Raw genomic sequence first — 24875 nt, forward strand, 5'->3', positions numbered from 1 at the left:
TAGTTTTTAGGTAGCAGAAATAAATTGAAAGAAATTTTGTAAAAATCAAAATCACTTTATACATTTGTGCCATAATGATGAATCAACAATTAAATAACTGGTGGTGGAAAACTCATAACTTACGTTAGTGAGACCATCTTGTTATATCTATAATACAAAGAAAAGGCTTATCTCATGATAAGCCTTTTTTGTTTTTATACATCAAACTAAAATGAAAAAAATAAAATTTAAAACGATAGCAAAAAAACAATTGGCGGATATGGTTACGCCAGTAAGTTTGTACTTAAGAACAAGAGATAAGTATGCAAATAGTTTACTGTTAGAAAGTTCTGATTATCACAGTAAAGAAAATAGCTATTCATTTTTATGTATAGAACCTTTGGTGACAATTAAGGCAGAAAATGATGAACTGTTATTGTTTTATAAAAAAGAAGAAAAGAAAAGAGAATCTATACAAAGAGATTTTTATGGAAAGTTTGATGCGTACAGTAATTTAATTGAAGTGGATTGTTCAGAAGAGATTAAGTCATTCAATGGGTTGTATGGGTATACTACATTTGATGCAGTTCAATATTTTGAAACCATAAAGCTTAACTCTAAAAAAGCACCTTCTAACATCCCATTATTACAATACAGTTTTTTTCGATTTATTGTGGCAATCAATCATTTTAAAAATGAAATGATTTTGATAGAGAATATTTCTGAAGGTGAAGACTCTCGATTATCTGAGGTAGAAAATTTGGTAAATTCTCAATCGTTTGCTCAATACGATTTTACTTTTCAAGGAGAAGAAACTTCTAATATTACAGATGAAGAATTTAAGCAGAATGTAGTGAAAGCAAAAGAACACTGCAAGAGAGGAGATGTTTTTCAGTTGGTGTTATCGCGTCAATTTCAACAACAGTTTAAAGGAGACGAATTTAATGTGTATAGAGCTTTACGTTCCATCAATCCGTCACCTTATTTGTTCTATTTTGATTACGGAAGTTTTAAATTGATGGGGTCTTCACCAGAAGCGCAAATTAAAATTGATGCAGGTCAGGCAGTAATCAATCCAATAGCAGGAACTTTTCGAAGAACAGGAGACGATGAGAAAGATAGAAAATTAGCTAAAGAATTAGCTAATGATCCGAAAGAGAATGCAGAACATGTAATGTTAGTTGATTTAGCAAGAAATGATTTAAGTAAACATGCAACTAACGTAACCGTTGAAACCTATAAAGAAGTACAGTATTTTAGTCATGTAATTCATTTGGTATCAACAGTAACAGGTAAAATTACAGGAAATCCGATAGAAATTGTAGGAGATACGTTTCCAGCAGGGACACTAAGTGGAGCTCCAAAATACAAAGCCATGGAATTGATAGATACCTATGAAAATCAAACTCGAGGGTTTTATGGTGGATGTGTTGGTTTTATTGGTTTAAACGGAAATGTAAATCAAGCTATTGCGATTCGTTCTTTCGTGAGTAAAAACAATACCTTGTTTTATCAAGCAGGAGCTGGAATAGTAATCAATTCGAAAGAAGAAAACGAACTACAAGAAGTAAATAACAAATTAGCAGCATTAAAAAAAGCATTAGTGTTAGCAGAAAACATATAAGATGGATATACTAATTTTAGATAACTACGACTCATTTACCTACAATCTGGTACATTATGTAGAAGATATCACAGGGAAGTTGCCTGATGTGTATCGTAACGATGAAATTTCTGTAGAAGAAATTAAAAATTATGATGCTATTATTCTATCACCAGGACCAGGAATTCCTGATGAAGCAGGTATTTTAAAAGAAACTATCAAAACGTATGCTGGTAAAATTCCAATTTTTGGAGTTTGTTTAGGTTTGCAAGCCATTACTGAAGTTTTTGGAGGGGAATTAGAAAATTTAAGCGAGGTTTTTCACGGAGTTGCTACAGAAATGAAAGTGACTAAAAGTGATACAGTCACTTTTAAAGATATTCCAGAAGCATTTGAAGCAGCTCGTTACCATTCTTGGATTGCTTCTCATACTAATTTTCCAGAGGAATTAGAGGTGACTGCAATTGACGAAGATGGAAGTATTATGGCATTACGTCATAAAGAATTTGCTATTGAAGCAGTTCAGTTTCACCCAGAAAGTATCTTAACACCAGAAGGTAAAAAGATGATTCAGAATTTTATAGAAAGTGTAAATAAATAATGTCATTTCGAACGAAGTGAGAAATCTGTTAAAAGAGAGTCAACTTATTCTGTAGAAAACAAAAAAGAAATGAAAAAAATACTAAACACTCTATTTGAACAAAAACGATTGACCAAAGAGCAATCGAAAGAAGTGTTGATAAACATTGCACAAGAAAAATACAATGCTTCACAAATAGCTGCATTTATTACCGTGTTTTTAATGCGTCCGGTTTCAGTAGATGAATTATCTGGATTTAGAGAAGCTTTGTTGGAGTTAGCGATAAAAGTAGATTTATCAGATTTTAATACTATTGATTTATGTGGAACAGGAGGTGATGGAAAAAACACGTTCAACATTTCAACATTAACTTCATTTATTGTTGCAGGAACAGGTAATAAAGTAGCTAAACATGGAAATTATGGAGTTTCTTCAGCCTCAGGATCCTCTAATATGCTAGAGTTTTTAGGGTATAATTTTACAAATGATGAAACTACATTGAAGCGACAGTTAGAAGAAGCAAACATTTGTTTTTTGCATGCTCCTTTATTTCACCCAGCGATGAAGGTAGTAGCTCCGATCCGTAGAGAATTAGGGGTAAAAACATTTTTTAATATGTTGGGGCCGCTGGTAAATCCAAGTCAACCACAAAATCAGTTGGTAGGTGTGTTTAATTTAGAGGTGGCTAGAGTATACAATTACATGCTGCAACAATCCAATACAAATTATGGAGTAGTACATGCATTAGATGGATATGATGAAATTTCATTAACAGGAGATTTTAAATTATTTACTAAAGAAGCTGAGCAACAAGTTTCTCCATCTGATTTAGGACAAAAGCAAATTGCTCCATCCGATATTTTTGGAGGAAATACCGTTAAAGAAGCTGCCGAAATATTTGTTAATATTATTAAAGGAAAAGGAACAGAAGCACAGAACAATGTAGTGTTAACAAATGCTGCATTTGCCTTAAAAACTATTGATAAACATAAGAGTTTTGAAGTTGCTTTTGAAGAAGTAAAAGATTCGTTATTAGGATTAAAAGCGAAACAATCATTAGAGAAATTAGTAAATTAAAATAAAAATAGTCATTCCGAACGGACACTAAGATTTGTCGAAGTAGAAATGAAGGAATCTTTTAGTAAAAGAAGAAAATAAAATGACAATATTAGATAAAATCATCGCATTTAAAAAAAGGGAAGTAGCAAAAATCAAAGCTGAGGTTCCAGTTAAAAAATTAGTGGAAAGTCCAAATTTTAAAAGACAGCCAATTTCACTAAAAAAATCATTGTTGGATCCGTATTCAACAGGAATTATAGCAGAATTTAAACGTCAATCACCTTCTAAAGGGATTATCAATGATAAAGTTACTGTTTCTGAAGTTGTTGAAGGGTATTTAGATGCTAACGTTGCAGCATTATCGATTTTAACAGATACATCATTTTTTGGAGGTACCATGGCAGATTTGATGGAAGCAAGAACGATTAATGAGCAGAAACCTATTTTAAGAAAAGATTTTATTGTTGATGGATTTCAAATAGTAGAAGCCAAAGCTATTGGTGCTGATGTGATTTTACTAATAGCGACTTGCTTAACAGCGCAAGAATTAAAAAACTACGGACAATTAGCTCATGATTTAGGATTGGAAGTCTTGTATGAAATCCATACACAGGAAGATTTAGATAAAATAGGAGAATTGGATAATAAAATCATAGGAATTAACAATAGAAACTTAAAAATATTTGAAGTGGATTTAGAACACTCTATAAAGTTAGCAAATCAAATTCCAACAAGTGCAATAAAAGTTTCTGAAAGTGGAATTTCTAACCCAAGAATAATAACAGGGTTAAAAGAATACGATTTTCAAGGTTTTTTAATAGGTGAAAACTTTATGAAGACAGAAAACCCAGGACAAGCATGTCAAGAGTTTATTAATCAAATAAGATAAAATGAAACTAAAAGTTTGTGGAATGAAGTTCATAGAGAATATTCAGCAAGTGGCTGAATTACAACCTGATTATTTAGGGTTTATTTTCTATGAAAAATCACCGAGAAATTTTGAAGGAATTATTCCAGAATTACCCAAAGGAATTAAAAAAGTTGGTGTTTTTGTTAACGAGTATGTAGAAATAGTAGTTTCATTGGTTGAAGAGTATCGACTGAATGTAGTTCAGTTACATGGAGATGAAACAATCGATTATATAAAAGAGTTAAAACAACATTTACCAAAAGTAGAAATTATTAAGGTGTTTGGAATTAAAGACGAATTTAATTTTGAAATTTTGAAACCCTATGAAGAGGTGGTTGATTACTTTTTGTTTGACACAAAAGGAAAAGAACGAGGAGGAAATGGAGAAGTGTTTAATTGGGGAATTTTAAAAAATTATAATTCGACAAAACCTTACTTTTTAAGTGGAGGAATAGGTTTAGAAGGGATAGACGAATTACAATCGTTTTTTAAAAGAGAAGTATCTCAATATTGCCATGCCATCGATGTAAATAGCAAGTTTGAGACAAAATCAGGAGTAAAATCAGTAAAAGAATTAAAGAAGTTTAAAGAAATATTAGTCAAAAAGAGTTAAGCGTCATTTCGAACGAAGTAAGAAATCTCTCTGTAACTAAATAATATACGATAATAAGATGAAATTTCAACCAGACAATAACGGTTATTATGGGCAATTTGGAGGAGCATTTATTCCTGAATTATTGTACCCAAACGTAAAAGAATTAGAAGATAATTATATACAAATTATAGAATCTGAAGAGTTTCAAACAGCATATAAAGATTTGTTGAAGCATTATGTTGGCCGTCCGAGTCCATTGTATTTAGCAAAGAGATTGTCAGAGAAATACGGAGCTACTATTTATTTAAAGCGAGAGGATTTAAATCATACGGGAGCACATAAGGTAAACAATACGGTAGGTCAGATTTTGATAGCAAAACATTTAGGAAAAACCAAGATTATTGCTGAAACAGGTGCAGGTCAACATGGTGTGGCTACTGCGACGGTTTGTGCTTTAATGGATTTGGAATGTGTTGTTTTTATGGGAGAAACTGATATCAAGCGTCAAGCACCAAATGTAGCTCGTATGAAAATGTTAGGGGCAAAAGTAGTGCCAGCTACTAGTGGAAGTAAAACGCTGAAAGATGCTACAAACGAAGCTATTCGTTATTGGATTCAACATCCAGATACGTATTATTTAATTGGTTCTGTGGTAGGGCCACATCCGTATCCAGATATGGTGGCTCGCTTACAAGCAGTCATTTCTGAGGAAATGAAAGTGCAATTGAAAGAACAAACGGGTAAAGAAAATCCTGATACCATTATAGCATGTGTAGGAGGAGGAAGTAATGCTGCAGGTGCTTTTTATCATTATTTAGAAGACGAAGAAGTTGAATTGATTGCTGTTGAAGCAGCAGGATTAGGAGTAGATTCAGGTGAAAGTGCCGCAACCTCTCAATTAGGAGAAGTAGGGGTAATCCACGGAAGTAAAACAATATTAATGCAAGATGAATATGGGCAAATCGTAGAACCTTATTCTATTTCCGCAGGATTGGATTATCCAGGAGTGGGACCGTTGCATGCCTATTTACATGAAACGAAACGAGCAAAATTTATGAATGCTACTGATAAAGAAGCTTTAGATGCAGCATATGAACTGACAAAAATAGAAGGGATTATTCCTGCCTTAGAAAGTGCACATGCCTTGGCAGTATTACCAAAAATGGATTTACACAAAGATCAAGTAGTTGTGGTGAATTTATCAGGTAGAGGTGATAAAGATTTAGAAACATATATAAAACATTTAAGCTAATAGCCTCTGGCTAATAGCAAAAAGCTATTAGAAATGAACTCAATCCAAAACATATTCAACCAAAAAGAAAATAATTTATTATCTATTTTCTTTACCGCAGGTTTTCCAAAATTAGAAGATACCACAAAAGTTATTGCTGAGTTAAGCAATAGCGGAGTAGATTTTATTGAAGTAGGTTTGCCGTATTCTGATCCGTTAGCTGATGGACCAACCATTCAACATAGTAGTGATGTAGCACTGAGAAATGGTATGAATCTCGATGTGGTTTTTGAACAGTTATCTTCTATAAAAAACACGAATAACACTCCTTTGGTGTTAATGGGATATTTGAATCAAATTATTAAATATGGAGAAGATAAGTTTTGTCAAAAAGTGAGAGATTGCGGAATTGATACTGTAATTATTCCTGATTTACCAATGGTAGAATATGAAAATCATTACCAACAATTATTTGATAACTATGGACTCACAAATGTGTTTTTAATTACACCACATACTTCCGAAGAGCGTATTCGTAAAATTGATAGCTTAACCAAAGCTTTTATTTATATGGTTGCTTCGGCTTCTATAACTGGAGCTAAAGGAGAAATTTCCGAAGAACAGATAGCTTATTTTAGAAGAATTCAAAATATGAATTTAAAAAGTAAACTCATTGTAGGTTTTGGAATCTCTGACCAAAAAACATTTTCTACTGTCTGCGAATATGCAAGCGGAGCAATTATAGGATCTGCTTTTATTAAGAGTTTAGATAAAGATGGAGTGAAAGGGGTGTCTGACTTTGTTTCAAATGTTAAGAAGTGTTAATGTATTCCTAATTTTAGTAAAAATATAATAGTAAAGAATTAATTTGGTCACTCTAAATAAAAAAAACATGACCAAAAAGATATTCTTAGGGCTGGCATTATTAGCAAGTAACTTCTTGCCAGCTCAACAAACTTTTATACGTAAACCAGCTATTAGCCCAGATGCATCTCAAATAGCATTTAGTTATTATGGTGATATTTGGTTGTACAATTTTAACACCCAACAAACTAAAAGATTGACCATTAATAAAGGATATGAAAGTAATCCGGTATGGAATATAGATGGAACAGAATTAGCATTTTCATCTGATAGAAAAGGAAATGATAACTTGTTTATAACATCGGTAAATGGAGGGAAACCTAAACAATTAACGTATTATCCAACCACCAATACACCTACTGATTGGACGAAAGAAGGAGACATTGTTTTTACTACAGCTCGTGTATTAAAAGGTCCAGAGTGGGATAAACAAATGTATGCAGTGAATGTAAAAGGAGAAACACCTCGTCGTTTGTTAACTGCATATGGAGAAATGGCATCAGTGTCTCCTAATGGAAAATTAATTGCTTTTACCAAAGGAGCTTGTCGCATTTCTCGTGAAGATTATATAGGTTCAGCACAACGAGATGTTTGGATTTATAATACAGAAACAAATCAGTACAATCAAATAACTACAAGTAATAAAAATGATCATTCACCAGCTTGGGATGCTGAAGGAAACTTATATTATATAGGCGCAGAAAGTGGACGATATAATATCTATAAACAACAAATTTCAGCTAACGGAACTGTAAGCGGAAAAGCAACTCAATTAACAAAACAGACAAAAGATGGAGTTCGTACTTTTTCGGTAAGTAATAATGGAACCATTGTGTACTTAAGTGGAATTGATACTTATAAATTTGAGAAAGGGAAAAATCAAAAAATTGATTTGAAGATTGTGTCAGATAATCGTTTTGCAGAGGAAGAAACTAAAACCGTTACAAACGAAGTTAATAGTTATGCAGTTTCACCTAATGGAAAAAATATTGCAGTTGAAATTAATGGAGAGATCTTTGTAAAAGAAAATAACAAAGAAAAGAAGCATTCAAACAATGTAAGTAAGCATCCATATAGAGATATAAACCCACAATGGTTAGATGATAAAACAGTTGTTTTTTCATCAGATAGAGAAGGGGTGTACCAATTATATAGTGCTGTGTCTACTGATACTTTGGTCGGATTACATCGTAGTTTAAAAACAAAAGTATCTAAACTAACAAATAGTAAAGAAGATATTGAATATTCTTTAGTTTCACCTGATGGTAAAAAAATAGCGTATCAGGTTGGAAGAGGAGTTTTGATGATTGCTGATATTAAAAAAAGAAAAATAGTAAACCCTAAAGAGTATTCAAATTCTTGGGCAGCAACAGAAGGGGTTTCATGGAGTCCAGATAGTAAGTACATTGCATATTCACAAGAAGATTTAAATTTTGATAGTGAAATTTTTATTCAGTCTGTGGCAAACCCATCAACAAAAATGAATGTGTCTATGCATCCAAGAAGTGATCGTAATCCAGTTTGGAGTGCAGATGGGAAAAAATTAGCATTCTTATCGAATAGAAATGGAATCAATTATGATGTATGGATGGTTTGGTTAGAAAAATCTGATTGGGAAAAAACAAAGTTAGATCACGAAGAAGGAGCTTATTATCCTGAAAATAAGGAAGAAGAAGCTGAAGATAAAAATGATAAAAAAGCTAAGAAAAAGAAGAAAGAAGTAATTGTAAAAATTGATGAGGACAAAATTTATGACCGTTTAGTACAAGTAACTTCTTTACAAGATGATGAGTTCAGCCCTGTTTTTAGTGCAGATAGTGAGTTTATTTATTTTTCAGCAACCGATCCAGCAACTAAGAAAAGAAGTACTTACAAGGTTAAATGGGATGGTAGTAAGCCTCAAATAATTAAAGGAATTGTTAGCGGGGGAAATTTTACTGATAATAAAGGAAAGATTTACTTTACATCTAAAGGTAAATTAGCTGAATTAGATACGAAGTCAGATAAAGTAACTAATTTACCTCATAGTGCTACCTATACAGTAAATAAAGAAAAATTAAATCAACAAGTTTTCGAAGAAGGTATTCGTGCGTTAACAGCTGGTTTTTACGATCCAGAATTTCACGGGTATAATTGGGATGCTTTAGTAAAAAAATACAAGCCATGGGTGTTGTCGGCTACTACTCATGAAGATTATGAGTACATGTATAATTTACTGTTAGGGCAGTTAAATGCAAGTCACATGGGATATCGTGGGAGTTCACCAAGAAATACAAGTGACAAGATTGGTTTATTAGGTTTAGAAGTAGAGAATACTAAAAATGGAGTTAAGGTTTCTTATGTTTTACCAAATTCAGTAGCAGATAAATCTTCAAGTAAGTTAAAAGTTGGTGATGTTATTACAGCTGTTAACGAACAACAAATTGAAAAGAATACAAATTTCTATAGCTTATTAAAGAATACACAAACAAAAGAGATTTTATTGAGTTTAGACAATGGTAAAGATGTAGTGTTGCGTCCAGAAAGCTCGTTAAGAACTTTGCAATATGAAGAATGGGTAAATTCTAGAAAGAAATTAGTAGATGAATATTCCAATGGTCAATTAGGATATATTCATATTCAAGGAATGAATATGCCAAGTTTTGAGCGTTTTGAACGTGAATTAAAAGCAAGTGGTTATGGTAAAAAAGGAATTGTTATTGATGTTCGCTACAATGGCGGAGGTTGGACTACAGACCGATTAATGGCAGTGCTTAATGTAGATCAACATGCGTATACAGTTCCGAGAGGTGCGGCGAAGAGTTTGAAAAATCATCAAAAATTTAATAAAAATTATCCTTTTAATGAACGAGCTATTTTGTCAGTAAATACAAAACCTATGGTGGCTTTATGTAATGAAAATAGTTATTCAAACGCTGAAATTTTTTCACATGCATTTAAAAACTTAGGTTTAGGAAAATTAGTGGGGCAACCAACCTTTGGAGCAGTAATTTCTACAGGAGGTAAACGTTTACAAAATGGAATGATTCGTATGCCTTTTAGAGCATGGTATGTAAAGAAAACAGGTGAGAATATGGAGAATGAAGCACCAGCAGTACCAGATTATTTGGTGAAGAATGCACCAGGATGGAAAGCTAGAGGGGAAGATGCTCAATTAAAGAAAGCAGTTGAGGTGTTGTTAAAGGATATCAAGTAAAAATATAAATCACTAAGAATATCAAGCGTAGAGTTTAAACTCTACGCTTTTTTTATTGCTATTTTTGCCAAATGATGCAGGTTACAGAACAAGAGTTGTTAGAAAAGTTAAAAGTAAATTTTGGTTACGATAGTTTTCGCTTAGAACAACAAACTATTATTGAAAATATTTTATCAAAAAAAGATACGTTGGTTATTATGCCTACGGGTGGAGGAAAGTCTATTTGTTATCAATTACCAGCACTGTTTTTTGAAGGAATTACCTTAGTGATTTCTCCATTAATAGCCTTGATGAAAGATCAAGTGGATAGTTTGAAAGCTAACGGAATTCCAGCTACTTTTTATAATAGTAGTCAATCAACCGAAGAACAAGAAGCGGTTTTTGAGGCTGTCATCAATAAAAGAATCAAACTGTTGTATGTGGCTCCTGAGAGTTTGTCTTTGCTTCAAAATATATTGAATCAAACATATATTAGTTGTATTGCGATTGATGAAGCTCACTGTATTTCTGCGTGGGGTCACGATTTTCGTCCTTCTTATAAACAGTTAGCATTTTTAAAAAAATCATTACCTGAAGTTCCTATTGTTGCATTAACAGCTACGGCAGATAAAGCAACGCAACAAGATATTTTAGAGCAATTAGCGGTACCTAATGCGACGCAGTTTATTAGTTCTTTTAACAGAGAGAATATAGCGTTAGAAGTTCGTCCTGCAAATGATAGAGTACAACAAATCATTAAGTTTATTAATGAGAAACCTAATGAAGCAGGAATTATTTATTGTTTAAGTAGAAAAGCTACCGAGCAATTAGCTAATAAGTTACAGCAAAACAATATTGAAGCTCGAGCATATCATGCAGGGTTATCTTTTGAGGAAAGATCCAAAACACAAGAGGCTTTTATTAAAGATGATTGTGAAGTCATTTGTGCTACTATTGCTTTTGGAATGGGAATTGACAAGTCGAATGTTCGTTGGGTAATTCATTATAATATGCCTAAAAATATTGAAGGCTATTATCAAGAGATAGGACGTTCTGGTCGTGATGGATTACCTGCAAAAGCCTTACTGTTTCATAGTTATGCAGATGTTATTCAGTTGCGTCAGTTTATTGAAAATACAGGGAATAAGGAGGTGCAAGAGGCAAAACTAGAGCGTATGAAGCAATTTGCTGAAGCTACGGTTTGCCGAAGAAAAATATTATTGAGTTATTTTGGAGAATTAATTGAAGAAAACTGCGGAAATTGTGATGTGTGTAAGAACCCACCGCAATTTTTTGATGGAACAGTTATCGCGCAAAAAGGACTATCAGCTATTTATCGATTACAAGGAAAAGAAGCTATGGGAACTGTAATAGATGTGCTAAGAGGAGCAAAAAATACTGGGGTTTTAGACAAGAATTACCAAACGTTAAAAACCTATGGAGTTGGAAAAGATATTTCGTGGAGAGATTGGCAGCATTATTTAATACAATTAACAAACCAAGGCTATTGTCAAATCGCTTTTCATTTAAATAATAGTTTACAGCTTACCGATTTTTCAAATAAAGTGCTCTTTGAAGGAGAAAAAGTACAGTTAACTACACCTGTAGAATTTCAAAAGGAGGTAAAGGAAACAATAAAAGAAAAGAGGAAAAAAGCAGTTAAGGATACCTTATTTGAACGTTTGAGAAAACTTCGTTATCGAATTGCTCAAGAAGAAGATATAGCTGCCTATTTGGTGTTTAATGATGCCACTCTTAGAGAAATAGAAAACGAAAGACCACAGTCCGATGAAGAGTTTTTGGCAATAAGCGGAGTAGGACAACGAAAATTAGAAGTGTATGGTGCTGAGTTTATGGAGGAGATTAAAACTTTTTTAAACGAAAAAAAGAAAACTAAAAAAGACACTACTTTAGAAACCTTTAAGTTATATAAAGAAGGTTTTACAGTCGAAGAGATTGCTGAAAACCGTGGACTAAAACCTACCACTATTTTTTCTCACCTATCTAAGTTATACTTAGAAGGAAAAGACGTGAGTTTGGATGAATTTATTGAGGCAGATACGTTAGCTTTGGTAGCAAATGCCAAAAAAGTATTGAAAAATGAAACTACTTTAAAACCCTATTTCGAGTTTTTAGGAGAGAAAGTTTCGTATGAAAAAATACGAGTTGGGTTGACTATTTTACAAAGGAAAGGATAGTGCATTATGAACGATAACCATTTTCCTATTGATGCTAATTCAGACGCTATTTCATACTTAAAGGAAAAGATTAAAGCGTTAAAAGTTAAGATTGAAGAAGTAGAAACCAAGCTATTTCCTTTTGAACAATCGTTGCGAAATGCAATTGCTGATTTGTTAATAGAAGAACGAGAGTTAACCATTTTATATAAAGAGCAAAAAAAAGTTAAAAAAGAGAAAAGGTTAGAGCAAAAGCGAAAAGGAAAAAATTACAAAGAACCTACAGGTATTGTGCCTATTTCAAAAAAAGAAGTAGCAGAAAAAACAAATCAAAAAGAGAAGAAAAGATTATATAAAGAGGCAATGTTGTATGTGCATCCTGATAAATTTTCAATGCAAGAAAAAGAGCAACAAAAGGCATTAGAAACAACAACAAAGCTAATAGAAATATATCAAAACGGAAGCTTAGAAGAGTTAGAAGCTTTTCATGCACATATCTTTGGAGGTAATACAATGATGAATTTTAATAAAGATATTTCATTAGTTAAGAAAACAACTAGTAATGCTACTTATTTAAAAAATGAGATTGAGCATTTAGAAAAACAACTAACCGATTTGTTAGATAGCTATACCTACAAAGTTTTAACAACATATAAAAATCCTATGTCATTTGTTGATGAATTGAAAGCTTATTATGATGATAGAATTTTTAAACTTCGCAAACGAACTAGAACAAAAAAATAAACCAGAATAAATCCAATAGAATAAAGATTAAAAACACAACTATTTATTAAACTTTCAGAAATAATTGAAAATTTAATAAATAGTTGTATATTTGCTTTATGAAATTAGAAGACGCGAAATTAAAATACATTCATACTTGGGGTAGTTTAGCAACTAGTTGGGGAATTAATAAAACCATGGCACAAGTGCATGCGTTATTATTAGTTTCAACTAAACCACTTTCTGCTGATGAAATTATGGAAACTCTTAAAATTTCTAGAGGTAATGTAAATATGAATGTGCGTGCTTTGATTGATTGGGGTATTGTGAGTAAAGAGTTTGTAGTAGGAGAACGAAAAGAGTTTTTTGTTGCAGATAAGGATATTTGGGAATTATTTAAGCAAATAACTAAAGAGCGTAAGAAAAGAGAAATAGAGCCTGTTCTAAAAATATTAAACGAATTGCAAGAGGATGTTAAGGAGAATACAGATGAGGCAGAAGCATTTAAAAAAGTGATGAGTGACCTATCTTCAGTAACTAAAACAGTTAATAGTATTCTAGAAAACGCAATCAAAGCTGATGAGCATTGGCTGTTATCAAACTTTACTAAAATGATAAAAAAGTAAAAAAAAATTTGCTTATAAACTTTCAAAAATTTCTGAAAATTTAAAATGAACAAAAAGTACTTACACACAATATTAATATATCTAATTGCTTGCGTTTGGTTGATAAACGGACTCTTTTGTAAGGTTTTTAACCTCGTTCCAAAGCATCAAGAAATAGTAGGAAAAATAATTGATAGTAATTACTCAAGAGAGTTAACTGTGATAATAGGAATGCTGGAAATTGTCATGGTTATATGGATTATATCTAATTATAAGCCAAAATTAAATGTAATAACACAAATTATAATTGTTATGGTAATGAATATAATTGAACTTTTATTGATACCAGACATGTTGCTTTGGGGAAAGTTCAATATGGTTTTTGCAGTCTTGTTCGTGCTTATAGTTTATATTAATGAGTTTAGTTTAAAAATAAAAACAGCATAAAATGATACCATCGATAAAAAATCATCCATTTGCTGTTGAAGCATTTTTCGAAAGTTCAGTTGTAGTAACATTTGCAGTTCGAAAGGAAAGTTTAGAAAACTTAATTCCAGAATGCTTAGAGCTAGATACTTTTGATAATAAGTGGGCTTTTTTAGCAGTAGCAATGGTACAAACTAAAAATTTGAGGCCAAAAGGATTTCCAAAACTCTTAGGAAATGATTTCTTTTTGATTGGTTATCGTGTTTTTGTAAGGTATATCAATTCAAAAGGGAAAAAATTAAGAGGACTGTATATTTTAAAATCGGAAACGGATAGTAAAAGAATGAAAATAGCAGGTAATGTATTTACTCATTACAATTATACAACTTCAGATATCAATCAAGTAAAACGAAATAATCAAAAGATTATTTATTCAAAAAAATCAGATTTTAATTTAGTTTATAATGAGGAATCAAGTAATATATTACTCCCGAAACTTTCACCTTTTTCTGATTGGAAAGAAGCAAGAAAATTTGCGGGGCCATTACCGTTTACATTTACGTATAACAAAGAAAAAAAAGAAGTATTAATTATTGAAGGAGTAAGGAATAATTGGAAACCAAAGCCTATTGAAATTGTCGATTATAATTTTTCATTTATAAGAGAACTTGAATTAGAAAACGTAAGAATTGCGAATGCGTTTATTATTGAGAATATTCCGTATTACTGGAAAAAAGGAAAAGTTGAATTATGGAAATAAGAAGAAGAAAATTTCAAGGAGTGTTAAATATACTCAGTTTTAATAGGCATTTTTATATTGCCGGCTTGATTGCTTTATTTACAATTGTTTTTAGCGAGCATTTTCTAACTTATAATAATTATTTATACTGGTTTTTAATTATAATTTTTGCTTATGGTTTGCTGGCTCCTTTAATAGTATCTGCTTATGTATATGATTTCACAAGATATTATGATTTTAACTGGATTGATAGGTTAAACTTACGAGGTTCTATTGATAGTAGAATAGTAAATATCAATGCAGGTTTTGATGAAACTAGTTACATTTTAAAAGAAAAGTTTCAACAATCAAACTTACAAGTTTTTGATTTCTATGATAAAACTAAGCATACAGAGCAAGCCATAAAAAGGGCTAGAAAGGCTAGTCTCGTATATCCAAATACCAAAATAATAAATACAAGTAAGATTCCTTTAAAAGATAAGTCCGTTGAGCTTCTTTTTTTATTGTCAGCGGCACATGAAATTAGATCAAACAAAGAGAAGATAATTTTTTTGAAGGAATGTTCTAGAGTTTTAAAAAATAGTGGGAAAATTTTAGTTGTTGAACACCTCAGAGATTTACCTAATTTCTTAGCTTTTTCAATTGGGTTTACACATTTCTTTTCAAGAAAAACTTGGAAAAATGCATTTGAGAAAGCTAATTTGAAACTAGAAAAGGAAATAAAATTTACGCCATTTATGTCGGTGTTTGTTCTTGAAAAATTTAATAAAAATTAGAAATAGTTATGGAAATTCACTTAAAAATCATCGGGTATATGCTTATTACTCTAGCATTGGTACATGCTATTTTTCCAAAGTATTTTCATTGGAAAGAAGAGTTAAAGAGTCTTAGTTTGATGAATAGACAAATGATGATAGTTCACACTTTTTTTATTGCATTAACTGTGTTTTTAATGGGGTGTGTTTTTGTTATAGAAAGTAATGATTTAATAGAAACAAATTTTGGAAAAAAAATTACGTTAGGTCTTGCAATTTTTTGGTCTATTAGGTTGATTATGCAATTATTCGTGTATTCACCCAAACTGTGGAGAGGTAAAAAGTTTGAAACAATTGTGCATGTGTTTTTTACTTGTTTTTGGGTATACATAAGTACTGTAACATGGGTGATTTGGTTTAAATAAATATTGAGTTTATGAGTTTTTTAAAAGCAGAATGGCGAAAACTAGTGATGTCAAATTACGAAGTTAACCCAAAAGTATTGCTACCTTTTGTACCTAAAGGAACAGAGTTAGATTATTATGATGATAAATGTTATGTGAGTTTAGTGGGGTTTATGTTTATTAATACAGCACTATTAGGAATAAAAGTACCTTTTCATACAAATTTTGAAGAAGTAAATCTTCGGTTTTATGTAAAAAGAAAAGAAGGAAATAAGTATAAAAGGGGAGTAGTTTTTATTAAAGAAATTGTACCCAAGTCTGCAATTACATTCATTGCAAATACCATTTATAAAGAAAATTATCAAACTTTACCTATGAGCCATAATTGGCACTCTAACGAAAAAGAAATCAAGGTATCTTATCATTGGAATGTAAATGGAGAATCTAATACTATTGCTGTTGAAAGTAAATCAAAGTCAGTAGCTATTGAGCCTAATACCAAAATTGAATTTATAGCTGAGCATTATTGGGGCTATGCAAAGGATAAAAATAGAACAACTGAATACGAAGTAAAGCATCCGACATGGAAATATTATCCAGTAGTTAATCACACAATTGATATTGACTTTAAAGCTACTTATGGAGAAAGTTTTTCTTTTTTAAAGAATACAGAACCTGCTTCGGTATTTTTATTAGAAGGTTCTAAAATTAGTGTAGAAAACAAAACAATTATATAAAAAAATACCTCACTTAGAGAACTAAGTAAGGTTATATAGTTATGAATATTTTATGACTAATTAATAGATAGGAGAGTTACATCAAAAACGAGAACAGAGCCAGCAGGAATGATTCCTTTTTCAATGTCTTTATAAGCAAGTTTAGATGGGATAATTAAAGTTATTTCTCCACCTTCTTTAATGTATTGTACACCTTCATTAAACCCAGGAATTAATTGAGAAAGATTAAAGTCTACTTCATAATCTTCTCCAAAAACTTCTCCGTTTAACAGATATCCTTTATAGTTAACTGTAACGTTAGAATTTTGGGAGGGAGAATTACCTGTACCTTCATTATTTATTACGTAATATAATCCAGAATCACTTTTTTCAGCTTCTAAGTTGTTTTGTGTCAGGTATTCTTGAATTTCAGTTTCATTAATTGCGTCATAATCTATTTTGTCTTCCACAGGCTCATTGTTGGTTGAACAAGAAATAGTAACAATTGTAATAAAAAGTAAAAATATTTTTTTCATAGATAAGTTTTTTAAGTAGCGAAAGTATAAAAAAAGAAACCTCTTAGAAATTTCTAAGAGGTTTAATTATGCTTATTTGCAAACATTGTTTGCTTACATGTTTCGTCTGTATTGACCACCAACTTCAAACAATGAAGCAGTAATTTGACCCAACGAACAAACTTTGGTAGCGTCCATTAACTTTTCAAAAAGATTTTGATTGTTAATGGCAGCCGATTGCATTTCAGATAAAAGTTGTTCTATTTTATCTTCATGAGCTTTATTTAAGTTTTCTTTCGTTTTTATTTGGAACTGTTTTTCCTCCTCAGTAGCTCGAATCACTTCTTGCGGAGTAACCGTTGGAGAACCTTTAGAGCTCAAGAAGGTATTTACACCAATAATAGGAAATTCACCTGTGTGTTTTAAAGTTTCATAGTATAAACTCTCTTCTTGAATTTTAGAACGTTGATACATTGTTTCCATAGCTCCTAAAACACCACCACGTTCTGTAATTCTGTCAAATTCAGCTAATACAGCTTCCTCTACTAAGTCGGTTAATTCTTCAATAATAAATGAACCTTGAATTGGGTTTTCGTTTTTAGCCAATCCTAATTCTTTATTGATGATTAACTGAATTGCCATTGCACGACGTACAGATTCTTCCGTAGGCGTAGTAATCGCTTCATCATACGCATTTGTATGTAATGAGTTACAGTTATCATAAATTGCATATAAAGCCTGTAGCGTTGTACGAATGTCATTAAAATCAATTTCTTGAGCGTGTAATGAACGTCCAGAAGTTTGAATATGATATTTTAACATTTGAGCTCTAGGGTTTGCTGCGTACTTATACTTTAAGGCCTTTGCCCAAATTTTACGAGCTACACGACCAATTACCGCATATTCTGGATCAATACCATTTGAGAAGAAGAACGATAAGTTTGGTCCGAATTTATTAATATCCATTCCTCTTGATAAGTAGTATTCTACGTAAGTGAATCCATTCGCTAAGGTTAAGGCTAACTGTGTAATTGGATTCGCACCAGCTTCTGCAATATGATATCCAGAGATTGAAACTGAATAGAAATTACGAACATTTTTCTCAATAAAATACTCTTGTACATCTCCCATTAAACGTAAAGCAAATTCCGTAGAGAAAATACACGTATTTTGTGCTTGATCTTCTTTTAAGATATCTGCTTGAACCGTACCACGTACTTGTGCTAAGGTATTCGCTTTAATTTCGGCATATACATCGGCAGGTAAGATTTGATCACCTGTAACTCCTAAAAGTAATAATCCTAATCCGTCATTACCTTCTGGTAAATCACCATTATATTTAGGTCTGTCAATACCTTTATCGTCGTATAATTCTTTAAGTTTCGCTTCAACCTTTTTTTCTAACTTGTGTTCTTTGATGTATTTCTCGCAATTCTGATCAATCGCTGCATTCATAAAGAATCCTAATAACATAGGAGCAGGACCATTGATGGTCATAGAAACCGAAGTCATGGCATGACTTAAATCGAAACCAGAATATAATTTTTTAGCATCATCTAAACAACAAATAGATACCCCAGCATTTCCAATTTTACCATAAATATCTGGTCTGTGTCCAGGATCGTTACCGTATAATGTAACCGAGTCAAATGCAGTAGATAAACGCTTTGCAGGCATACCTAAACTCACATAGTGAAAACGACGGTTAGTACGTTCAGGTCCACCTTCACCGGCAAACATACGTGTTGGATCTTCTCCTGTACGTTTAAAAGGATATAATCCTGATGCATATGGAAATTCACCAGGAACATTCTCTTGTAAATTCCAACGTAATAAATCACCCCAAGCTTGGTATTTAGGTAAAGCAACTTTTGGAATTTGTGTATGTGAAAGCGACTCTGTATGCGTTTCTATTTTAATTTCTTTATCACGTACTTTAAACGAGTATATAGGATCTTTGTATTTTTTTACTTTCTCTTGCCAGTTTAAAATGATTTCCCAGTTGTAAGGATCTAAATCCATTTTAACACGATCAAATTCGGCAATTAAAAGCTTAAGAAAATCTTTGTTTTCTTCTGTTTTATTAATGGAAGTTTCTTCAATTCCTGATTTGTCTATTGCTATTTCAGATTCAGAAACACTTTCAATAGTTTTGAAAATTCCATATAACTTCTGAGCTACTTTTTCTTGTTCATTAACCGTTTTATCATAGGCACGGTTGTTTTCTGAAATTTCAGATAAATAGCGCGTTCTACTAGGTGGAATTACAAATATCTTTTCAGACATTTCTTTCGTAATTTCAAAAGTAGATTGTAAATCGGCTCCAGTTTTTTCAACCAATTTATCCATGATCGCTTTGTACAACGAGTTCATTCCTGGGTCGTTGAATTGAGATGCAATCGTACCAAAAACAGGCATGTCATCCATGTGAACATCCCATAAATTGTTATTACGCATGTATTGCTTTTTTACATCGCGTAAAGCATCTAAAGCTCCTCTTTTATCAAATTTGTTAATAGCTACTAAATCAGCAAAATCAAGCATATCAATTTTTTCTAACTGTGTTGCAGCACCAAATTCAGGAGTCATTACATACAAAGAGGTATCAGAATGTTCGATAATCTCTGTGTCTGATTGCCCGATACCTGAAGTTTCTAAAATAATTAAATCGAATTCAGCAGCTTTTAAAACTTCTACCGCTTCGTTTACATATTTAGATAAGGCTAAGTTTGACTGACGTGTAGCTAATGAACGCATATATACACGCTCATTATTAATAGCATTCATACGAATACGGTCACCTAATAAAGCTCCACCTGTTTTTCTTTTTGATGGATCTACAGAAATTAATCCAATTGTTTTGTTTGGGAAATCAATTAAGAAACGACGAACTAATTCGTCAACTAAACTTGATTTACCAGCACCACCAGTACCCGTAATTCCTAATACAGGAGTTTTAGAGTTTTTGTTTTTTTTGTGGATGGTGTCTAAAGCTTCTTTAGCTACCTCTGGAAAGTTTTCGGCAGAAGAAATTACGCGAGCAATACTTCCTATTTCTTTATCAGCTAACTTATCTACCTCACCATTTAATTTGTCTCCTATGGCAAAGTCTGATTGTTGAACTAAATCGTTAATCATTCCTTGTAATCCCAATTCACGACCATCATCAGGAGAGTAAATACGAGTAATTCCATAGTCCATCAATTCTTTGATTTCCTCTGGTAGAATTACTCCACCACCACCACCAAATATTTTAATATGTCCAGCTCCTTTTTCTTGCAATAAATCATACATGTACTTAAAGTACTCGTTGTGCCCACCTTGGTACGAAGTCATAGCAATTGCATTAGCATCTTCTTGAATAGCACAGTTTACTACTTCTTCAACGCTTCTATCATGTCCTAAGTGAATTACTTCAACCCCAGTAGATTGAATAATTCGGCGCATAATATTAATGGCTGCATCGTGCCCATCAAATAGAGAAGCTGCGGTTACAATTCGTACTTTGTGTTTAGGTTTATAGGGAGTTATTTGTTCCATTCGTAAATTGACTTAATTTTCGGGTACGCAATTTACGGAATTATTAAAAAATAGGAGGATGTTTTGAAAACTATAAATAGTTAAGAAAGGCCCATTTTTTTCTTGTAGTGATATATTCTAGATTATTTTCATTTTGATAAGCCTCTCGCTCAAAACTTATATTGTTATAAGCTAAAGATGATTTACGGTAAATTAGTAGTCTAATAAACCATTCAAGAAAGTAAAAAAGATAGAAAAATACAATTAACAATTCTAATTGCTGCTTTAAATGTATTTTCTCATGATTTATCAAAACAGGATTTCCTTTTAGGTCTTCTCGTTTTAAAAAGATAAAAGGATATAATGTCAATCCAGCAAAACCTTTAGGGATTATATGTTTTGAAATAAATATCATAAATAAGTTTACACAATAAACTTGTCAAAGGTACAATTTATTGTTAGGACGAAGGAATAAATAAGTAGTGATAGAAAATTTATGATTTTTAAATTCAGCTTTTTTAACGGTATACACTTATATTTGTGCAAACTTCAAAGAAGATGGATTTTTTAACTTTAAAATATAAAAAGAGGATTGAAGCTCAGTATCACCGAGCAGATATCCGTTATCCATAGTTTTTTCATTTTTACGATTATCAACAGATTTAAACTTAACAAGTTTTCAACTTTTTATTGAAAACTAAAAAACCGTATAAAATGACTTTTAAAGAACAAATAAAACAAGGAATACCAACTGCATTACCTCCAAAAAAGGAGTATGATACTACAATAAATCACGCACCAAAGCGTAAGGATATTTTAACTGATGAAGAAAAAAAATTGGCTTTACGTAATGCGTTGCGTTACTTTGATAAACAACATCACGAAGAGTTATTACCAGAGTTTGCTGAAGAATTAGAAAAGTACGGACGAATTTATATGTACCGTCTTCGTCCTGACTATAAAATGTATGCGCGTCCTATAGAGGAATACCCTGGAAAATCTGAACAAGCGAAAGCTATTATGGTGATGATTCAAAATAATTTGGACTATGCAGTAGCACAACATCCACATGAATTGATTACCTATGGGGGGAATGGAGCAGTATTTTCTAACTGGGCACAGTACTTATTAACGATGAAGTACTTGTCGGAAATGACAAATAAGCAAACGTTAGTAATGTACTCAGGGCACCCAATGGGATTATTTCCATCACATAAAGATGCACCGAGAGTTGTGGTAACAAACGGAATGATGATTCCGAATTATTCAAAACCAGATGACTGGGAAAAGTTTAATGCTTTAGGAGTAACCCAATACGGGCAAATGACAGCAGGAAGTTACATGTATATTGGTCCGCAAGGAATTGTGCATGGAACTACCATTACTGTGTTAAATGGATTTAGAAAGATAGGAAAATCACCAAAAGGAAACTTATTTGTTACTGCTGGTTTAGGAGGAATGAGTGGAGCACAACCAAAAGCAGGAAATATTGCAGGTTGTATTACGGTTTGTGCTGAGGTAAATCCAAAAATAACGCAAGTTCGTTTAGATCAAGGATGGATTGATGAAAAAATTACCGATTTAGATGAATTGGTAGCACGTGTTCGTAAAGCAAAAGAAAACGAAGAAGTTGTTTCTTTAGCATATTTAGGAAACGTAGTTGATGTTTGGGAGAAGTTTGCAGAAGAAAATATTTATATCGATTTAGGTTCAGATCAAACATCATTACACAATCCTTGGGCAGGAGGTTATTATCCTGTTAATATGTCGTTTGAAGAGTCAAACGAAATGATGGCTAACAATCCGGAGTTGTTTAAAGAAAAGGTGCAAGAAACCTTACGTCGTCACGCAAAAGCTATTAATAAGCACACGGAAAAAGGAACCTATTTCTTTGATTACGGAAATGCCTTTTTATTGGAAGCGAGTAGAGCAGGTGCTGATGTAATGAATCCAAATCCGACTTTAGGAAGAGAGTTTAAGTATCCTAGTTATGTACAAGATATTATGGGACCTATGTGTTTTGATTATGGTTTTGGTCCTTTCCGTTGGGTATGTACTTCAGGAAATCCAGAAGATTTAGCAAAAACGGATGCAATTGCTTGTAAGGTGTTGGAGAAAATCATGAAAAAATCTCCTGAAGAAATCCAACAGCAAATGGCGGATAACATTCAGTGGATTAAAGGAGCACAAGAAAATAAGTTAGTAGTAGGTTCACAAGCGCGTATTTTATATGCAGATGCTGAAGGACGTATGAAAATAGCCGAAGCGTTTAATAAGGCAATTAAGAAAGGAAAAATAGGTCCAGTAGTCTTAGGTCGTGACCACCACGATGTTTCAGGAACCGATTCACCTTACCGTGAAACTTCAAATATTTACGACGGATCTCGTTTTACAGCAGATATGGCAATTCATAATGTAATTGGAGATAGTTTTAGAGGAGCTACTTGGGTTTCTATCCACAACGGAGGTGGAGTAGGTTGGGGAGAAGTAATTAATGGTGGATTTGGCATGCTTCTTGATGGTTCTAAAGATGCATCAAGGCGCTTAAAATCAATGCTTTTCTGGGATGTAAATAACGGAATTGCAAGACGTAGTTGGGCAAGAAATGAAGAAGCTGTTTTTGCTATTAAGAGAGCGATGGAAGTTGAAAAGAAATTAAAAGTAACACTTCCAAATTTAGTGGATGATGCATTGTTAGAGAATATGTAAATCCTAAGAAAATGAAAAAAATAAAATTACTAGTATTACCAATTATAGCTTTATTGGTAACCTCGTGTAGCTCGGTAAGAGTAACAACTGATTATGATACTCGAACTAATTTTAATCAGTATAAGACTTTTGCGTTTTACAAAACAGGAATAGATAAAGCTCCAATCTCTGATTTAGATAAGAAACGCATTATGCGTGCTATTGAAGCAGAGTTGATGGCAAAAGGAATGACTAAATCAGCTTCGCCGGATGTATTGGTAAGTTTATTTACCAAATCACGTGAACGTATCAATGTGAACGATAATTATTATGGAGGATTTTATTATCCATGGTATTATGGTCCAAGTCCAGTGACTGTTTCCCAATATACTGAAGGAACTTTGTTTATTGATTTGCTAGATGCTAACAAAAAAGAGTTAGTATGGCAAGGGATAGGTACCGGAGCTTTGAGTACAAGCAGTGTACAACGTAAAGAAGCTCGTATTAAAGAGTTTGTTGCTGAAATTATGGCGGAATATCCTCCAGCAGCAAAAAAGTAAAATTTTATTTTTAAATATATTGATACGTTAAGCAGGAATATAAAAACCTGTTTAACGTATTTTTTTTATGATATTTGTAACATGAGAAATGAAATATTAAAGCCTACTCCAGACGAGTATTATATAAATGAAGATGGGTATCGAGTTTTCAAAGAGACATACCACTTAAGACGCGGATATTGTTGTAAAAGTGGTTGTAAGCATTGTCCTTATGGATATGATAAAAAAACGGATAGCTTCAAATAAATGTGACAAAAATTAGTTTATTGTTTCTAATAGATAAAATCAAACACGTAAACATGAAAAAAATTACAGTATTTTTTATTGCACTTACTTTTATGAGCTGTGCAGAATTACAAAAAGTAGTAAACCAATTACCGCAAGGAGGAGTGTTAACGCAAGAGCAAATTGGAAATGGTTTGCGACAAGCATTAGATAATGGTATACGACATCAAGTAAGTAAACTAACTGCTACCGATGGGTTTTATAAAAATGACTTAGTCAAAATCTTATTACCAGAAGAACTACAGGCTGTTGATAAAGGGTTACGTAAGATTGGTTTAGGAAGTTTAGCAGATGAAGGTTTAAAGGCAATTAATAGGACTGCAGAAGACGCTGTAAAGACAGCTACTCCAATTTTTGTAAATGCTGTTAAAGAAATTACCTTCGCAGATGCAAAGAATATATTATTAGGAGCAGAAAATGCTGCAACTTCATATTTAGAAGGAAAAACAACAACAGCTTTATATAGTGAGTTTAATCCAGTAATTAAGAATTCGTTTGCGAAAGTAGGAGCCGATAAAATTTGGTCAAACTTAATCACAAAATACAACAGTATTCCTTTTGTAAAAAAAGTAAATCCAGATTTAACAGATTATGTTACTACGGAGGCTTTAGAAGGAGTATTTACTATGATTGCGGTAGAAGAAAAAGGAATTCGTGAAAAAGTAGGGTTGAGAGATACAGCTTTGTTACGACAAGTTTTCGCGTTACAAGACAATAGATAGAAATAGAATTAAAAATGATGAATATGTAAGCCCTTGATTTCTCAA

General features: G+C 32.3%; 23 protein-coding genes. 20 read left to right on the top strand and 3 right to left on the bottom strand.

Annotated elements, in window-relative coordinates; all coding sequences use genetic code 11:
• The first annotated feature begins 211 nt into the window (after positions 1-211).
• The 16 genes from ACQY6M_RS08915 to ACQY6M_RS08990 all read left to right on the top strand — a co-directional run bounded on the left by ACQY6M_RS08915 (position 212) and on the right by ACQY6M_RS08990 (position 16562).
• On the top strand, positions 212-1603 hold the full coding sequence (locus tag ACQY6M_RS08915) for an anthranilate synthase component I family protein (protein ID WP_428740800.1): 1392 nt from the start codon (positions 212-214) through the stop codon (positions 1601-1603).
• 1 nt (position 1604) lies between these two features.
• Entirely contained in the window at positions 1605-2183 is a 579-nt protein-coding gene (locus ACQY6M_RS08920) for an anthranilate synthase component II (RefSeq protein WP_428740801.1), read from the top strand.
• A 69-nt stretch (positions 2184-2252) separates the two neighbouring features.
• Complete coding sequence (gene trpD, locus ACQY6M_RS08925) at positions 2253-3239, top strand: anthranilate phosphoribosyltransferase (RefSeq protein ID WP_428740802.1); 987 nt, start codon at positions 2253-2255, stop codon at positions 3237-3239.
• 82 nt (positions 3240-3321) lie between these two features.
• Positions 3322-4110, top strand: coding sequence for an indole-3-glycerol phosphate synthase TrpC (gene trpC / locus ACQY6M_RS08930; RefSeq protein WP_428740803.1), 789 nt, complete (start codon positions 3322-3324; stop codon positions 4108-4110).
• 22 nt (positions 4111-4132) lie between these two features.
• Positions 4133-4744 carry a phosphoribosylanthranilate isomerase gene (locus ACQY6M_RS08935; RefSeq protein ID WP_428740804.1) on the top strand — a complete coding sequence of 204 codons (612 nt, stop codon included), beginning with the start codon at positions 4133-4135 and terminating at the stop codon, positions 4742-4744.
• A gap of 58 nt (positions 4745-4802) precedes the next feature.
• Positions 4803-5978: a tryptophan synthase subunit beta gene (trpB, locus tag ACQY6M_RS08940; RefSeq protein ID WP_428740805.1), complete on the top strand. Its 1176-nt coding sequence runs from the start codon at positions 4803-4805 to the stop codon at positions 5976-5978.
• A gap of 33 nt (positions 5979-6011) precedes the next feature.
• Positions 6012-6782, top strand: coding sequence for a tryptophan synthase subunit alpha (gene trpA / locus ACQY6M_RS08945; RefSeq protein WP_428740806.1), 771 nt, complete (start codon positions 6012-6014; stop codon positions 6780-6782).
• A 67-nt stretch (positions 6783-6849) separates the two neighbouring features.
• Positions 6850-10017, top strand: a complete 3168-nt coding sequence (locus ACQY6M_RS08950) for a S41 family peptidase (RefSeq protein WP_428740807.1) — start codon at positions 6850-6852, stop codon at positions 10015-10017.
• Between the two features lie 71 nt (positions 10018-10088).
• A complete protein-coding gene (recQ, locus tag ACQY6M_RS08955; protein ID WP_428740808.1) occupies positions 10089-12194 on the top strand; it encodes a DNA helicase RecQ in 2106 nt (701 codons plus the stop codon).
• A gap of 6 nt (positions 12195-12200) precedes the next feature.
• Positions 12201-12917, top strand: coding sequence for a hypothetical protein (locus ACQY6M_RS08960; RefSeq protein ID WP_428740809.1), 717 nt, complete (start codon positions 12201-12203; stop codon positions 12915-12917).
• 98 nt (positions 12918-13015) lie between these two features.
• Positions 13016-13522 (top strand): GbsR/MarR family transcriptional regulator, encoded by a 507-nt coding sequence (locus ACQY6M_RS08965; protein ID WP_428740810.1) that lies wholly within the window; start codon positions 13016-13018, stop codon positions 13520-13522.
• 45 nt (positions 13523-13567) lie between these two features.
• Positions 13568-13948, top strand: a complete 381-nt coding sequence (locus ACQY6M_RS08970; RefSeq protein WP_428740811.1) for a DoxX-like family protein — start codon at positions 13568-13570, stop codon at positions 13946-13948.
• 1 nt (position 13949) lies between these two features.
• A complete protein-coding gene (locus ACQY6M_RS08975) occupies positions 13950-14687 on the top strand; it encodes a DUF2071 domain-containing protein (RefSeq protein ID WP_428740812.1) in 738 nt (245 codons plus the stop codon).
• Positions 14678-15442 (top strand): methyltransferase domain-containing protein, encoded by a 765-nt coding sequence (locus tag ACQY6M_RS08980; protein WP_428740813.1) that lies wholly within the window; start codon positions 14678-14680, stop codon positions 15440-15442. Before ACQY6M_RS08975 ends, ACQY6M_RS08980 begins: the two co-directional genes overlap by 10 nt.
• Positions 15443-15450: 8 nt before the next feature.
• Positions 15451-15846, top strand: coding sequence for a hypothetical protein (locus tag ACQY6M_RS08985; protein WP_428740814.1), 396 nt, complete (start codon positions 15451-15453; stop codon positions 15844-15846).
• Positions 15847-15857: 11 nt separating this feature from the next.
• Positions 15858-16562, top strand: a complete 705-nt coding sequence (locus ACQY6M_RS08990) for a YqjF family protein (protein WP_428740815.1) — start codon at positions 15858-15860, stop codon at positions 16560-16562.
• 56 nt (positions 16563-16618) lie between these two features.
• Here ACQY6M_RS08990 and ACQY6M_RS08995 read toward each other — a convergent pair whose 3' ends face one another.
• The 3 genes from ACQY6M_RS08995 to ACQY6M_RS09005 all read right to left on the bottom strand — a co-directional run bounded on the left by ACQY6M_RS08995 (position 16619) and on the right by ACQY6M_RS09005 (position 20990).
• Positions 16619-17077 carry an FKBP-type peptidyl-prolyl cis-trans isomerase gene (locus ACQY6M_RS08995; protein ID WP_428740816.1) on the bottom strand — a complete coding sequence of 153 codons (459 nt, stop codon included), beginning with the start codon at positions 17075-17077 and terminating at the stop codon, positions 16619-16621.
• A gap of 93 nt (positions 17078-17170) precedes the next feature.
• Positions 17171-20596 (bottom strand): methylmalonyl-CoA mutase family protein, encoded by a 3426-nt coding sequence (locus tag ACQY6M_RS09000; protein ID WP_428740817.1) that lies wholly within the window; start codon positions 20594-20596, stop codon positions 17171-17173.
• Between the two features lie 70 nt (positions 20597-20666).
• Entirely contained in the window at positions 20667-20990 is a 324-nt protein-coding gene (locus tag ACQY6M_RS09005) for a hypothetical protein (protein WP_428740818.1), read from the bottom strand.
• 299 nt (positions 20991-21289) lie between these two features.
• Between ACQY6M_RS09005 and ACQY6M_RS09010 the strand changes: the two genes are divergently transcribed.
• The 4 genes from ACQY6M_RS09010 (at position 21290) to ACQY6M_RS09025 (ending at position 24830) form a co-directional block, all read left to right on the top strand.
• Positions 21290-23284, top strand: coding sequence for a urocanate hydratase (locus ACQY6M_RS09010; RefSeq protein ID WP_428740819.1), 1995 nt, complete (start codon positions 21290-21292; stop codon positions 23282-23284).
• Between the two features lie 11 nt (positions 23285-23295).
• Positions 23296-23823 (top strand): DUF4136 domain-containing protein, encoded by a 528-nt coding sequence (locus ACQY6M_RS09015; protein ID WP_428740820.1) that lies wholly within the window; start codon positions 23296-23298, stop codon positions 23821-23823.
• Between the two features lie 81 nt (positions 23824-23904).
• A complete protein-coding gene (locus ACQY6M_RS09020; RefSeq protein WP_428740821.1) occupies positions 23905-24069 on the top strand; it encodes a DUF5522 domain-containing protein in 165 nt (54 codons plus the stop codon).
• 53 nt (positions 24070-24122) lie between these two features.
• Positions 24123-24830: a DUF4197 domain-containing protein gene (locus tag ACQY6M_RS09025; protein WP_428740822.1), complete on the top strand. Its 708-nt coding sequence runs from the start codon at positions 24123-24125 to the stop codon at positions 24828-24830.
• Positions 24831-24875 lie beyond the last annotated feature (45 nt).

Origin of the sequence: Tenacibaculum sp. (assembly GCF_050290165.1) — a bacterium.
Taxonomy (GTDB): Bacteria; Bacteroidota; Bacteroidia; order Flavobacteriales; family Flavobacteriaceae; genus Polaribacter.

Excerpts from the sequence above, each read along its gene's own strand:
- ACQY6M_RS08915 (WP_428740800.1), top strand. The coding sequence starts at position 212 with ATGAAAAAAATAAAATTTAAAACGATAGCAAAAAAACAATTGGCGGAT.
- ACQY6M_RS08920 (WP_428740801.1), top strand. The coding sequence starts at position 1,605 with ATGGATATACTAATTTTAGATAACTACGACTCATTTACCTACAATCTG.
- trpD (WP_428740802.1), top strand. The coding sequence starts at position 2,253 with ATGAAAAAAATACTAAACACTCTATTTGAACAAAAACGATTGACCAAA.
- trpC (WP_428740803.1), top strand. The coding sequence starts at position 3,322 with ATGACAATATTAGATAAAATCATCGCATTTAAAAAAAGGGAAGTAGCA.
- ACQY6M_RS08935 (WP_428740804.1), top strand. The coding sequence starts at position 4,133 with ATGAAGTTCATAGAGAATATTCAGCAAGTGGCTGAATTACAACCTGAT.
- trpB (WP_428740805.1), top strand. The coding sequence starts at position 4,803 with ATGAAATTTCAACCAGACAATAACGGTTATTATGGGCAATTTGGAGGA.
- trpA (WP_428740806.1), top strand. The coding sequence starts at position 6,012 with ATGAACTCAATCCAAAACATATTCAACCAAAAAGAAAATAATTTATTA.
- ACQY6M_RS08950 (WP_428740807.1), top strand. The coding sequence starts at position 6,850 with ATGACCAAAAAGATATTCTTAGGGCTGGCATTATTAGCAAGTAACTTC.
- recQ (WP_428740808.1), top strand. The coding sequence starts at position 10,089 with ATGATGCAGGTTACAGAACAAGAGTTGTTAGAAAAGTTAAAAGTAAAT.
- ACQY6M_RS08960 (WP_428740809.1), top strand. The coding sequence starts at position 12,201 with ATGAACGATAACCATTTTCCTATTGATGCTAATTCAGACGCTATTTCA.
- ACQY6M_RS08965 (WP_428740810.1), top strand. The coding sequence starts at position 13,016 with ATGAAATTAGAAGACGCGAAATTAAAATACATTCATACTTGGGGTAGT.
- ACQY6M_RS08970 (WP_428740811.1), top strand. The coding sequence starts at position 13,568 with ATGAACAAAAAGTACTTACACACAATATTAATATATCTAATTGCTTGC.
- ACQY6M_RS08975 (WP_428740812.1), top strand. The coding sequence starts at position 13,950 with ATGATACCATCGATAAAAAATCATCCATTTGCTGTTGAAGCATTTTTC.
- ACQY6M_RS08980 (WP_428740813.1), top strand. The coding sequence starts at position 14,678 with ATGGAAATAAGAAGAAGAAAATTTCAAGGAGTGTTAAATATACTCAGT.
- ACQY6M_RS08985 (WP_428740814.1), top strand. The coding sequence starts at position 15,451 with ATGGAAATTCACTTAAAAATCATCGGGTATATGCTTATTACTCTAGCA.
- ACQY6M_RS08990 (WP_428740815.1), top strand. The coding sequence starts at position 15,858 with ATGAGTTTTTTAAAAGCAGAATGGCGAAAACTAGTGATGTCAAATTAC.
- ACQY6M_RS08995 (WP_428740816.1), bottom strand. The coding sequence starts at position 17,077 with ATGAAAAAAATATTTTTACTTTTTATTACAATTGTTACTATTTCTTGT.
- ACQY6M_RS09000 (WP_428740817.1), bottom strand. The coding sequence starts at position 20,596 with ATGGAACAAATAACTCCCTATAAACCTAAACACAAAGTACGAATTGTA.
- ACQY6M_RS09005 (WP_428740818.1), bottom strand. The coding sequence starts at position 20,990 with ATGATATTTATTTCAAAACATATAATCCCTAAAGGTTTTGCTGGATTG.
- ACQY6M_RS09010 (WP_428740819.1), top strand. The coding sequence starts at position 21,290 with ATGACTTTTAAAGAACAAATAAAACAAGGAATACCAACTGCATTACCT.
- ACQY6M_RS09015 (WP_428740820.1), top strand. The coding sequence starts at position 23,296 with ATGAAAAAAATAAAATTACTAGTATTACCAATTATAGCTTTATTGGTA.
- ACQY6M_RS09020 (WP_428740821.1), top strand. The coding sequence starts at position 23,905 with ATGAGAAATGAAATATTAAAGCCTACTCCAGACGAGTATTATATAAAT.
- ACQY6M_RS09025 (WP_428740822.1), top strand. The coding sequence starts at position 24,123 with ATGAAAAAAATTACAGTATTTTTTATTGCACTTACTTTTATGAGCTGT.